Genomic DNA, 12,210 nt, shown 5'->3' on the forward strand with positions numbered 1-12,210 from the left:
GGCAGCCGCTGGTTCAGGGGCTGCTGGCCAGGACCGGGGCGGTTTCGTCTTCGTAGTCCTCGGCGTCGATGTCGCGGCCGTGCGGGTCCCACTTGTTGACCAGGATCACCACGATGGCGATGGCGGGAACAGCGGCGAGTACCAGCAGCGCCCTGGTTCCCCAGGCGGCCGTGGCCAGGGGCCAGAACACCAGGCCTGCGATCGCGCCGAGCCGGACGCCGATCTGGGTGAAGCCCGTGCCGGCACCGCGCAGCGAGGTGGGGTAGGACATGGTGGCCATGGTCATTCCCTGGGCACCTGGGCCAGCGGCGTGGCAGAAGATCAGGAGGCCGATGACCACCGCACCGACGAACGACCAGGCACCTTGAACGTTGCTGAGGCTACCTGCGATCACCATGCAGACGAACGTGCCGCAGAATCCGAACAGCGCGAGTTTGCGCGGGCCGATCCTGCCGGAGAGCCGGGCACCGATGAATCCGCCGGTGACGCCGAAGCAAAGGTTGAGGATGAGGGATGAGATGATGTTGGTCATCACGTTCTGGGTGTGCAGCATGGCGAGGACAATCTGGCCGACGAAGAAGCCGACGGCGTAGTACTCCATGGACTGTCCCGCATTGATGACTGCGGACAGCACGGTCCGGCCGCGGTACTTCTTGCTCACCAGCTTGCCCCAGGCCTGGGTTAGCGTCATCTGGAACTGCTTGCGCTCCGCGCGGGGGTCGACGGCGTCCGGGGCCACTTCGGCGTCCACGCCGTAGGTTTGCTTGAGGATCTTGGCTGCTTCGTGCAGGCCCAGGTTCTGGGCTGCCCACGACGGCGACTCGGCCATGTACTTCTGGCGGAAGATCATGATGAGGATGGCCGGTACTGCACCGAATCCGACCACGATGCGCCACATGTGGTTTTCACCCCAGTGCATGTTCTGGAACAGGAAGTAAACGGGGATAAGAAGCGCGAAGGTGGAGGCGACGGCCACGTACCACATGGGCTGCCAGAGCGACACGGTGCCGCCCTTCTTCTTCCGGGAGGCGTACTCGGCCAGGAAGCTGAAGGCGACCGGGAAGTCCACGCCGATGCCTACGCCCATGATGAAGCGGGCAATGATGAGGGTCCAGACGTCCGGAGCGATGGCGCAGGCGATTGCGGCGACGACGAAGAAGACCATATCGGCCATGAAGACCTTGAAGCGTCCCAGCTTGTCTACGAAGTAGCCGCCGAACACGGAACCAACGAGTGCGCCCACCATGATCGATGCTGACACCAGGGCGAGCATTCCGGGAGTGAGGCCGAAGTCCTTGGCGATGTAAGGCATGCCGAACGCCAGCGAGGTGAAGTCGTAGGCGTCCAGGAAGATGCCGCCCAGGGCGATCAGGGTAATGGCAAAGGATTTGCCCTTCTGGAGGGTCCCGCTGTTGATGAGGTCGGTGACATCCTGCGCGGAGCGCAGGATGAGCCGTCCGCTGGCGGGGGCAGCGGAATTTGGCACTGCTGACATTGAGGGTCCTTTCGAAAGCGCACTGCTTTGTGTGTTTTCGCTGGTTCGAGATTTCGAACGTTGATCGAAGTGGCGATCATGCGGTTGCTGCGATAGGGTGATCGGGAACACTAAGGAGTCTAGGGAGACAGCCCCGGGAGCGTCAAGCAGAGCCCGGGAACTAGCCCGAAAAGCTTGTCGCAAAAGCAAAACCGGCACTAAGGAGTCTCCGACGACATGGGCGCTCAACCAGCTCCCGGCGGTCTGGAGATTTGACTAACGTACTAAATTTCGAACATGAAGGGGGCTCTCCCGTATGGATGACCGTCAACTGCCCAAGTGGTCCGAGATCCGAGAACTCGTCCAGTTCCGGAGCTTCGAGTTGGATCCCGTGCAGCGAAGGCTGGCCCGGGCGTTCACCATCGCGGACCTTCGCGCGATGGCACAGAAGACCACGCCTAAGGCTGTCTTCAACTACACGGACGGTGCCGCCGAAGAAGAGATCACCATCGCCAGGTGCCGGCAGGCCTACCGCGACGTGGAGTTCTCCCCTGCCGTGCTCCGTGACGTCTCGGATCCGGATCCTTCCACCGAACTCCTGGGCCAGACCATTGACTTCCCGCTGGTCCTGGCGCCCACCGGCTACACCCGGATGATGCACAACGACGGCGAAAAGGCGGTGGCCCGGGTGGCCGCCCGGAACAACATCCCGTACACCCTCTCAACGGTAGGCACCACCACGGTGGAGGACCTGGCCAGTGCCGTTCCCGACGGCAACAACTGGTTCCAGCTCTACATCGCGAAGGACAGGAGCAAAACCGAGGGCCTCCTGCAGCGCGTCCTGGACAGCGGCTACAAGGTTTTGATGGTCACCGTGGATACCCAGGTGGGCGGCGCAAGGGTCAGGGAGCTGCGTGACGGGCTCACAATCCCGCCCACGCTGTCGCCCAAGACCTTTGCGGACATGGCCCTGCACCCTTCCTGGTGGTTCGACAAGCTCACCACCCCGCCCATCGAATTCGCTTCACTCCGCGGCTTCGGCGGCAACTCGGCAGAGGTAGCGGACCAGGTCTTCGACCCCGCCCTGACGTTTGAGGACATCGCCTGGCTGCGGCAGGTGTGGCCCCACAAGCTGCTGGTCAAGGGCATCCAGACCATCAAGGATGCTGAACGGGTGGTGGAGTTGGGATGCGACGGACTGGTCCTCTCCAACCACGGGGGACGGCAGCTGGACCGCTCCCCCACGATCCTCCGGATCCTCCCCCAGGTACGCGAAGCATTGGGGTCCGGGCCCACGGTGCTGATCGACAGTGGAATCATGTCCGGCAGCGACATCCTCGCCGCCGTCGGCCTGGGTGCGGACGCGGCGATGGTGGGACGGGCCTACCTGTACGGCCTGATGGCCGGCGGAGAACGCGGCGCCGCCCACGCGGTGAAGATCCTGCGCTCCCAGTACGTGCGGTCAATGCAGTTGCTGGGTGTGAAGTCCACTGCCGGCATTTCTGGCGACCATGTGGCGCTGGCGGGCTGACGGCCAGGCCGGCGGCCCAGGAGCCGCCGCCCTCTCCGTCACCTCAGCGGTAGCCGAGCTCGGAACTGAAGCGGGCAGCGCCGTCGGCCGCCAGTGCCGACCATTCCTCTACCGGGCGCTGGTTCCAGCGCATGTCCGGGACGGAGATGCTCAACGCCGCAACGACTGCTCCGGTGTGGTCCCGCACCGGAGCAGCCACGCAGGAAACATCAGGATTGGACTCCCCGGACTCGAAGGCCAGCCCGGAAGCGCGGATCTCATCCAGCACGTTGGCCAGCACATGGGGCTCGGTGATGCTTTTCGGGGTCAGCTTGGCGAGGCCCTTCTTGAAGAGCCGCTTGCGTTCACCGTCCGGCAGGTACGCCAGGAGGCCCTTGCCCACCGCGGTGCAGCTGGCCGGAACTCGGCCGCCCATGCGCGAGACCATGCGCACGGACTGGGTGCTGTCCACCTTGCAGATGTACACCACGTCCGCGCCGTCCAGAATGCCCACGTGGACGGTCTCGTCGCATTCCTTGGCGACGGACTGGGCAATGCGCAGCCCGACGGCGTGCAGGTCCAGCCGTTCGGCGAACGCGTTGCCCAGCCGGAAGACGCTCAGGCCCAGGTGATAGGTGGCAGTGGCATCGTCCCGGCGGAGGTAATTGCGCTCGGTCAGGGTGGTGAGCAGTTCGTGGACGGTGGTCCGGGGAAGCCCGGTCCGCTGCACCACCTCGGGGGCAGAGAGCCCGTGCCGGGCGTCCATGAAGAGCTCCAGAACGTCAAGGCTCCTGACGACGGCGGGGGTCAAGCGGGGCACTGTGTGTCCTTTCGGTAGGGAGCCATGGCTTCATGCAGCTCCCAGTGTACGCGTATCGTTCGAAATATCGCACGTCGTTCGAGAAAAGAGAACGTGGTGCGTGACCAAGAAAGAAATCCAGGAGAAAACCAGATGAAATCAACTCCCGAACAGGTCGAACAGCAAATCCTGGCCGCACATGCGGCCTACGAAAAAGCCCGCGACGTGGAACCGGATGTCCGCGGCTCCTGGCTTGAGGCCATCGCCTCTGCGTTGGAAGCGAACGCAGATGAGCTTGTGGGCCTCGGAGCACAGGAAACGCACCTGGACGAGGGCCGGCTGCGCTTCGAACTGAAGCGCTCCGTCTTTCAACTGCGCCTCTTCCGCAGCGAAATTATCGCAGGCGATCACCTGGACGCGGTCATTGACCACGCCGACCCGGACTGGGGCATGGGCCCCCGGCCGGACCTGCGCAGGGTCAACGTGCCGCTCGGCGTCGTAGGCGTCTTCGGTGCCTCCAACTTCCCCTTTGCCTTCAGCGTGATGGGCGGCGATACCGCCTCCGCCCTGGCTGCCGGCTGCGCGGTGGTGCACAAGATCCATGAAGGACACCTGCAGCTGGCCCTGCGGACCGCCGCCATCGTGGAGGAAGCCCTTGCCGCGGCAGGGGCGCCGCAGGGACTCTTCTCCGCCGTGGTGGGCCGGCAGGCAGCGGAAGCGCTCGTGGACCACCCACTGACCAAGGCCATCGGATTCACGGGTTCCACGGCCGGCGGCCGGGCACTCTTCGACCGGGCTTGCCGGCGGCCCACCCCCATCCCCTTCTATGGAGAACTGGGCAGCATCAACCCCGCGTTCGTCACGGAGCAGGCCTGGGCTGCTCGCAGGGAGGCCATCCTTTCCGGGTACGCCGCCTCCTTCACTGCGGGCATGGGCCAGTTCTGCACCAAGCCGGGACTGTTGTTCGCACCCGTGCAGGATTCGGATGACGTGGCGGGTTTTCTTCAGCAGGAACTCGATGCCAAGAGCGTGGCCCCGCTCCTCAGCCCGAAGCTGCGCGAGGGTTTCGACGCCGCGCTGGGAAACGTACGGTCCGCCGATGGCGTGGACGTGCTGGTGCGGGGCGACGGCTCTGAAGCTCCCCGTCCCACTGTCTTGGCCACCACGGCCGAGACCGTCCTGGCGCAACCGGAGCTGCTGGAGCAGGAGATGTTCGGCCCCGCCACCCTCCTGATCCGCTACCGCCCCGGAACCAACCTCGCCGAGCTGGCCGGACTGCTGGAGGGCCAGCTGACCGCCACTGTCCACGGCGAGCCCGAGGAGCAGCTCAATGATCTGCTGACGGTGCTGCGCGAACGGAGCGGACGCCTGGTGTGGAACGCCTGGCCAACAGGAGTCAGCGTCACCTACGCGCAGCAGCACGGCGGTCCCTACCCCGCCACCACCGCCGCCTCCACCACCTCAGTAGGCACGGCGGCCATCGGACGGTTCATGCGCCCCGTGGCCTATGACTCCTTCGCCGCTGAGCAGCTTCCGCCTGCGCTGCGTGAGGACAACCCCTGGAACATTGCACGGCGCGTGGATGGAATCCATGAACCTGCCGGACAGAAAGCAGAAGCACGATGACAACTGTTACCGCAAGCCAGATCCTGCCCGTTGACGCCGACCGCGCCCTCCTGGTGGGGCGTGTCTGGGACCCCGAGTCCGGCGGACCGCGCGTTGTCTCCGTGAGCGGACACGACGTTTACGACCACACGGAGCACGTCGGCACCGTCTCGGAACTGATGGACTCCGAAGACCCGGCGGGGCTGATCACCTCCACCCGCGAGGCACCGCGGTGGGACCTCGCCGCACTGCTGAATGCTTCACTGGCGCAGGACCGCGAATGCCCCCACCTCCTAGCCCCGGTGGACCTGCAGGTCATCAAGGCTTGTGGCGTGACGTTCGTTGGCAGCATGATCGAACGCGTCATCGAGGAACGGTGCGCAGGCGACTTCCACAAGGCCGCGGCCGTCCGGGAATCCGTCCTGGCCATCCTCGGGTCAGACATCGCCACGGTCCGGCCGGGTTCGGAACAGGCCCGTAAGGTCAAAGAGGTTCTCACGGCCAAGGGTATGTGGTCCCAGTACCTGGAGGTGGGGCTCGGCCCGGACCCCGAAGTGTTCACCAAGGCACCGGTGCTCTCCAGCGTCGGTTTTGGTTCCCGGATCGGCCTCCCCACGTTCTCGCAGTGGAACAACCCGGAACCGGAACTGGTCCTGATCGTGGACTCCAAGGGCCAGGTGCGCGGGGCGACGCTGGGTAATGACGTGAACCTGCGCGATGTGGAAGGCCGCAGCGCACTCCTGCTGGGGATGGCCAAGGACAACAACGCATCCAGTTCGATCGGCCCGTTCGTACGCCTCTTCGATGCAGGATTCAGCCTTGAGTCGCTGCGGAGCGAGGACATCACCCTGACCGTGGAGGGGACGGACGGTTACCGACTTGAAGGGCAGAACAGCCTGTCCCGGATCAGCAGGCCCTTCGAGGAGCTGGTGGGCGCCGCCTTCGGCCGGCACCACCAGTACCCGGACGGATTCGCCTTGTTCACCGGCACGCTCTTCGCGCCCACCAAGGACCGGGACCAGCCAGGCCTGGGCTTCACCCATCACGATGCGGACCAGGTGACCATCAGCAGCGCTCAGCTCGGCTCGCTGATCAATACCACGGGCACCACCGAAGAGCTCCCCGCGTGGAGTTTCGGCATCCGCGACCTCATGGAGTACCTCTCGCGGAGTGTGCAGGTCCCGGCCCGCCAGGGCTAGTACCGTGTAAAAGATCAATGGAAAGGCCCAGTGCTCGGCAGACGGAGACTGGGCCTTTTCGGCGATCCAGGCCAGACGGGCGAGGGATGGCAGGGGCAGGACGTACGACGGCGGGAGCTCGCCACTGCAAGTGGACGACCAGTGGAATTTCCAAAACTGTCCTGGCCGTTGAGTACGGAATCAGCCCGGGAGACGGTGTACCAATACCCACGGCTCGCCAGAAATCCGTGACAAGCCCACCCAGTCTGGCTCGTCATGACCACCGGCCGCCCACCAGCTCGACGGAATCACAACTACCGGCCCCCTCCCAAGCCTGTCGTGGCGTCGAGCAGCCGGCATGCGGTGTGTCAGCCTGGTCTTGCCGGCGTCGGCGCTGTCGATGATCGCCGTGGTTTGGCCCGCCCTGCTGGGGAAGCTGACCCCAGAAATCGGCACCCGGGTAAGCGAATCCGGCGTCGACCATATCCAACTCGCCCCGCACCGCCCGTCGGGAGACATAGTGCTACTGACGGGCCTGGACGGCGGCCGGACGCTCGACTCCGTGCCCAGCACCGCGCCCACCCGGTCCATGGAGACGGACGCGCGAGTGGTTCCGCGAGCGCGTCCATCATCACCCGTAAATTCCTTCCACTAATTTCTCGGGTCGTTAAAACCCCTGCTGAATCGGCCCTCCATATGGCTTCTTGGGCAGCAAGCCCTTTTTCCTCGTCCTGGATTGTGCATGACGCACCGCTACACGAAACCCCTCTTGTCTAACGTGATTTCCCACACACCAAGTTCCACCCCCAGAACCATGAGGAGATACACATGCCGAACTACAGGGTGTCGATGGATATCGGCGGAACGTTCACGGACATCGTGGCGTACGACCAGGCCGCAGGGACGTATGAGGCGACGAAAGCATCCACCACGCCGGGCAACCTGAGTGCCGGCGTCATCGCCGGCCTCGAATCGATTGTTACCGACCTTTCCGACATCGAGTTCCTGGTGCACGGCACCACCCAGGGCTTGAACGCCTTCCTGGAGCGCCGCGGCGTTCCCGTGCTGCTGCTGGCTACCGCCGGCGTCGAGGACTCTTATCACATCGCCCGCGGCCCGCGCCTGGAGCTCTACAACGCCCAGTACCGCAAGCCCGCTCCCCTCGTGGAGCGGAAGGACGTCATCGGCGTCGGCGGACGCCTCGACGGTCAGGGCCACGAGATCCGGCCGCTCGACGAAGTGGCCGTCCGACAGGCCGCACGCCGGGCACTGGAGGAAGGATACGGCGCCGTGGCCGTTGCCTTCCTCTTCAGCTACAAGAACCCGGCCCATGAACTCCGTGCCCGTGAAATCCTGCTCGAAGAACTGGGCGAAGACTTCACCATCTCCCTTTCGCATGAAGCGGCCAAGGAATGGCGCGAATACGAGCGCACCTCGTCCGCCGTCGTCGAGGCATACACCGGCCCTGTGGTCCGCAACTACCTCCTGGACCTGGAAGAGAAGCTCGCGGACCGCGGCGTGGAGGCCCCGCTGCACATCATGCAGTCCTCCGGCGGCGTGCTCACCGCCGAGTCCGCCCGGAAGCGTCCGCTTCAGACGCTGCTGTCCGGTCCGGTCGGCGGCGCGATGGGCGACGTCGAGCTGGCTGGGGTGTCCGGCAACCGGAACCTCATCGGTGTTGACATGGGCGGCACCTCCTTCGACGTTTCCCTTGTTGTCGACGGCAAACCCGATGTGTCCACCGAGGCCCACCTCGAAGGCCTGCCGATGCTCATGAGTGTGGTCAACATCCACACCGTGGGAGCCGGCGGCGGCTCGGTGGCATGGCTCGAAGCCGGCGGCCTCCGGGTAGGCCCCCGGTCTGCAGGCGCCACCCCGGGACCGGCCTGCTACGGCCGGGGCGGCACCGAACCCACCGTCACCGACGCCAACCTGGTGCTCGGCCGCGTGGATCCGGACTGGTTCGCAGGCGGACAAGTGGCCCTGGACCGGGAAGCAGCCGTTGCGGCCCTCAAAACTGTGGGAGACGAACTCCGGCTGGACCCGATCGCCATGGCCGAAGGCATCTGCGACGTTGCCAACTCCCAGATGGCCCAGGCCATCCGGACCATCACCATCTCCCGCGGCATCGAACCGCGCGACTTTGCCCTCGTTGCATTCGGCGGCGCAGGACCGATGCACGCAGTTTTCCTGGCCAAGGAGCTCGGAATCCCGGAAACCGTGGTACCCCGGTTCCCCGGGGCGTTCTCGGCATGGGGCATGCTGCAGACCAACATCCGCAAGGACTTCTCCGAGCCGTACTTCTTTCTCGATGAGGACATCGACGTGGCTGACATGGCGGGTGTCCTGCGACGGATGGAAGTGGAGGGGCTGAAGTCCCTTGTTTCCGAGGGTGTCCCCGAGGAAAGCCGCCTAACCACTGCCTCCGTGGATGTTCGCTACCAGTCGCAGGAATTTTCGCTGAACGTTCCCCTGACCTCCGCAGACGAACCTGAATCAGAGGCCTTCGTCGCTGACCTGGCAGCCCGCTTCTCCGCCATGTACCACGACCGCTACGGGCACTCCAACCTCGGAGCTCCGATCGAAATCGTGGCACTGCGGACGCAGGCGGTGGGCGACCTGGGCCGGCTGGAGGCACCTCTCTTCGCAAGGGCACAGAGCCCCAAGTTCAAGCACGAAATCCGCCACGTGGTCTTTGACCACGAAGAACACGAGACCACCGTGGTGCGCCGCGACGACCTCGCCGCCGGGCACGCCTTTGAAGGTCCCGCCATCATCGTTGAGCAGACCGCCACCACCGTGGTGCCGCCCGGATTCAACGTCACCGTCGACGAGTTCGGCTCCCTGGTCATCCGCACCGAAGACGCAGAAGGAAATTGAGGTACCACAAATGACAATCACCGCAGTCAAAACCCTGGACCCTGTAACCGTTGAAATCATCCGCAACGCGCTCACCAGCGCCGCGGACGACATGAACGCCACCCTGATCCGCTCCGCCTACTCACCCATCCTCTACGAGGGCGGGGACTGCGTGGTGGCGCTGCTGGACACCGAACACCGCGTCCTCGGACAGTCCGCCGGCCTCCCCCTGTTCCTCGGCAACCTCGAAACCTGCTCCATCGCCGTGGAAGAGCTGTACGGTCGCGAAGTCTGGCAGGAAGGGGACGTCTGGATCCTCAACGACTCATACCTCGGCGGAACCCACCTGAACGACGTCACCATCTTCGCGCCGATCTTCGATAACGGCTCCGTGGTCGGTTTCGCCGCAACCCGGGCGCACTGGATGGACATGGGGTCCAAGGATGTTGGTGGCTCCATGGATGCCACGGACATCTTCCAGGAGGGCTTCCGCATGGGGCCGGTCAAGCTCATGGAAGCCGGCATTGAAACCTCCGTGGTGGACCTGATCCGCACCAACGTGCGCTTCCCTTACCAGACCATCGGCGACATGCATGCGATGATCGCCGCACTCCGGATGGGAACCACCCGGATGAAGGAACTGGTAGGCCGGTACGGCATGGAACAGCTCGACGCCGCCCGCGATGAAATCTTCCGGCAGACCGAGGAGATCGAGCGCGAAACCGTCCGTAACATCCCCGACGGCGTCTACGAAGCCGACGGCGTGCTGGACAACGACGGCATCAACCTGGACACCCCCATCCCCATCCGATTGAAGATCACCGTCGCCGGCGACACCGTCGACTTCGACGTCACCGGCTCCGCAGACCAGACCATGGGCCCGGTCAACTGCGGCGCAGCCCAAGCCGTTTCGGCCCTGCGCGTGGGGTACAAGCTCCTGGTCAGCCCGGACTCCAACTCCAACGGCGGATCCTTCCGCCCACTGACCACGCAGGTGCGTTCCGGCTCGGTGCTCGGCGCCGTGGCACCTGCACCCTGCCAGTGGTATTTCTCGCACCTGGGACTGCTGATCGACCTGGTCTCCAAGGCAATGGCACCCGCCATGCCTGACCGCGTAGCCAGCGCCAGCCACGGCGACTCAATGATCATCACCGCCGCCGGCTTCGACCCCCGCTTCGGCCGGAATTTCGTCAGCATGGAAGCCACCCTGGGCGGCTGGGGCGCCTGGCAGGGCACGGACGGCGAGTCCGCCATGATCAACAACGTCAACGGCTCCCTGAAGGACCTGCCCATCGAAATGATGGAAACCCGTTACCCGCTGCGGATCAACGAGTACTCCATCCGTCCCAACTCAGGAGGCCCCGGCCAGTGGCGCGGCGGCAACGGGGTGATCCGTGAATACGAGTTCCTCGCCGAGTGCGTAGTAGGCCTCTGGTTCGAAAGGTCCAAGACACCGGCCTGGGGCCTCTTCGGCGGATCTGACGCCCAGGGCCCGGAAGTAGTGATCAACCCCGGCCGCCACGACGAAGTCCGGACGCTTAAGGCCAACGCACGGAAAATCAAGGCCGGCGACGTGGTCCGCCTGGCCGTCGGGGGCGGCGGTGGATTCGGAGATGTGGCCAAGCGCTCCCGCGAAGACATTGAGTACGACATCGTCAATGGATTCATCACCGAGGACTTTGCCAAGACCCACTACGGCTACTAAACCTCCGCGTCAGAAAGGACTAACCGTGAAAATCACCAAGCGTCCAGCCGCAGCGATGGCCCTCATGAGCCTCGCCCTGCTGACCTCAGCATGCACCCCGCCGGCCCAAAACAGCACTACAGAAGCAGTGGCTGCCGGTGCAGACCAGAAACTCAACGTCGGATTCTTCGGTTTCGCCAAATCCAACGGCTTTGCCCAGGGAACATACCTAGGCGTGGAGCAGGCGGCCAAGGCCAACAACGCCAGCGCCACCTTCGTGGACTCCAATTTCAGCGCCCAGACGCAGGTCCAGCAAATCCAGGATGCCGTTACCTCCAAGCAGTTCGAGGTGATCGTCGTCCAGGCGAATGACAACCAGGCCCTTATCGCACCTTTGACGCAGGCCGTCCAGGCGGGCATCACGGTGGTGGTCGAGTTCTCGGTCATCGGACCGAAGTTCGACACCACCGAACCGCAGGTCCCGGGTGCCATCAGCATCGTGGACCTGCCCACCCGCAATGGCAAGGTGCTCGGCGAGATGGGCAAGGAAGCCTGCGCCACGGTGCAGGGCGACACCTGCAAGGTGGCCTACCTTGAAGGCTTCAAGTCCCTGCCTCTGGACAACGCCCGGACCGATGCCGTGAAGGCGGAATTGGCCACCGATCCGAAGATCAAGCTCGTGGCCAGCGTCGAAGGCGGCTACACCCAGGACAGCGGCCGCCAGGCATTCCAGAACGTCTCACAGGCCAACCCTGATGTGGACGTTGTGATCGGCGCCTCCCAGGCCATCACCGGAGCCGCCGCGGCCGCCGGGAACAGTGACATTAAGTTCATCGGTAACGGTGCATCCGTATCCAACGTCGAAGCGGTCCGGTCGGGTAAATGGTTCTCCATCTACGTCAGCGACGTCGTGGCCAACGGTGCCAAGGCCACCGAACTGGGGCTCGCCAAGGCGCGCGGCAAGCAGGTGGAAACCGCCATCGACGAGGCCAGCCTGTCCCCCAACAGCGGCAAGGGCACCAAAGAGGCGCTGGATTCCCTGAACTACGTCTCAAAGTATTCGGACTAGTCCAGCCCCCTCCCGCGGGCAACCCCGGTGCC

The 12,210-nt window shown here is 64.6% G+C and carries 9 protein-coding genes; 7 read left to right on the forward strand and 2 right to left on the reverse strand.

Annotated features, from left to right (window positions below):
- Positions 1–13: 13 nt before the first annotated feature.
- A complete protein-coding gene (locus R5O87_RS03980; protein WP_410557162.1) occupies positions 14–1,495 on the reverse strand; it encodes an MFS transporter in 1,482 nt (493 codons plus the stop codon).
- A gap of 295 nt (positions 1,496–1,790) precedes the next feature.
- Here R5O87_RS03980 and R5O87_RS03985 point away from each other — a divergent pair, with 295 nt between their 5' ends.
- A complete protein-coding gene (locus tag R5O87_RS03985) occupies positions 1,791–3,005 on the forward strand; it encodes an alpha-hydroxy acid oxidase (protein ID WP_410557161.1) in 1,215 nt (404 codons plus the stop codon).
- Positions 3,006–3,048: 43 nt separating this feature from the next.
- Here the strand turns inward: R5O87_RS03985 and R5O87_RS03990 are convergent, their stop codons facing one another.
- A complete protein-coding gene (locus R5O87_RS03990; protein WP_410557160.1) occupies positions 3,049–3,804 on the reverse strand; it encodes an IclR family transcriptional regulator in 756 nt (251 codons plus the stop codon).
- A gap of 132 nt (positions 3,805–3,936) precedes the next feature.
- Here R5O87_RS03990 and R5O87_RS03995 point away from each other — a divergent pair, with 132 nt between their 5' ends.
- From R5O87_RS03995 to R5O87_RS04020, 6 genes are all read left to right on the forward strand, one after another.
- The gene (locus R5O87_RS03995) at positions 3,937–5,409 is read left to right on the forward strand and encodes an aldehyde dehydrogenase (NADP(+)) (RefSeq protein WP_462836385.1); all 1,473 of its coding nucleotides are present in this window, start codon (positions 3,937–3,939) and stop codon (positions 5,407–5,409) included.
- Positions 5,406–6,587 carry a fumarylacetoacetate hydrolase family protein gene (locus R5O87_RS04000; protein WP_410557158.1) on the forward strand — a complete coding sequence of 394 codons (1,182 nt, stop codon included), beginning with the start codon at positions 5,406–5,408 and terminating at the stop codon, positions 6,585–6,587. The genes R5O87_RS03995 and R5O87_RS04000 overlap by 4 nt, the downstream gene beginning before the upstream one ends.
- Positions 6,588–6,924: 337 nt before the next feature.
- On the forward strand, positions 6,925–7,221 hold the full coding sequence (locus R5O87_RS04005) for a hypothetical protein (RefSeq protein WP_410557156.1): 297 nt from the start codon (positions 6,925–6,927) through the stop codon (positions 7,219–7,221).
- A 173-nt stretch (positions 7,222–7,394) separates the two neighbouring features.
- Complete coding sequence (locus tag R5O87_RS04010) at positions 7,395–9,446, forward strand: hydantoinase/oxoprolinase family protein (RefSeq protein WP_410557155.1); 2,052 nt, start codon at positions 7,395–7,397, stop codon at positions 9,444–9,446.
- Positions 9,447–9,456: 10 nt separating this feature from the next.
- Complete coding sequence (locus R5O87_RS04015; RefSeq protein WP_410557154.1) at positions 9,457–11,130, forward strand: hydantoinase B/oxoprolinase family protein; 1,674 nt, start codon at positions 9,457–9,459, stop codon at positions 11,128–11,130.
- A 25-nt stretch (positions 11,131–11,155) separates the two neighbouring features.
- Positions 11,156–12,178, forward strand: a complete 1,023-nt coding sequence (locus R5O87_RS04020; protein ID WP_410557152.1) for a sugar ABC transporter substrate-binding protein — start codon at positions 11,156–11,158, stop codon at positions 12,176–12,178.
- Positions 12,179–12,210 lie beyond the last annotated feature (32 nt).

The organism is Arthrobacter globiformis, from assembly GCF_046536215.2.
Taxonomy (GTDB): Bacteria; Actinomycetota; Actinomycetes; order Actinomycetales; family Micrococcaceae; genus Arthrobacter; species Arthrobacter globiformis_E.

Coding starts and splice junctions, on each gene's coding strand:
- R5O87_RS03995 (WP_462836385.1), top strand. CDS start 3,937: ATGAAATCAACTCCCGAACAGGTCGAACAGCAAATCCTGGCCGCACAT.
- R5O87_RS03980 (WP_410557162.1), bottom strand. CDS start 1,495: ATGTCAGCAGTGCCAAATTCCGCTGCCCCCGCCAGCGGACGGCTCATC.
- R5O87_RS03985 (WP_410557161.1), top strand. CDS start 1,791: ATGGATGACCGTCAACTGCCCAAGTGGTCCGAGATCCGAGAACTCGTC.
- R5O87_RS04000 (WP_410557158.1), top strand. CDS start 5,406: ATGACAACTGTTACCGCAAGCCAGATCCTGCCCGTTGACGCCGACCGC.
- R5O87_RS04010 (WP_410557155.1), top strand. CDS start 7,395: ATGCCGAACTACAGGGTGTCGATGGATATCGGCGGAACGTTCACGGAC.
- R5O87_RS04015 (WP_410557154.1), top strand. CDS start 9,457: ATGACAATCACCGCAGTCAAAACCCTGGACCCTGTAACCGTTGAAATC.
- R5O87_RS04005 (WP_410557156.1), top strand. CDS start 6,925: ATGCGGTGTGTCAGCCTGGTCTTGCCGGCGTCGGCGCTGTCGATGATC.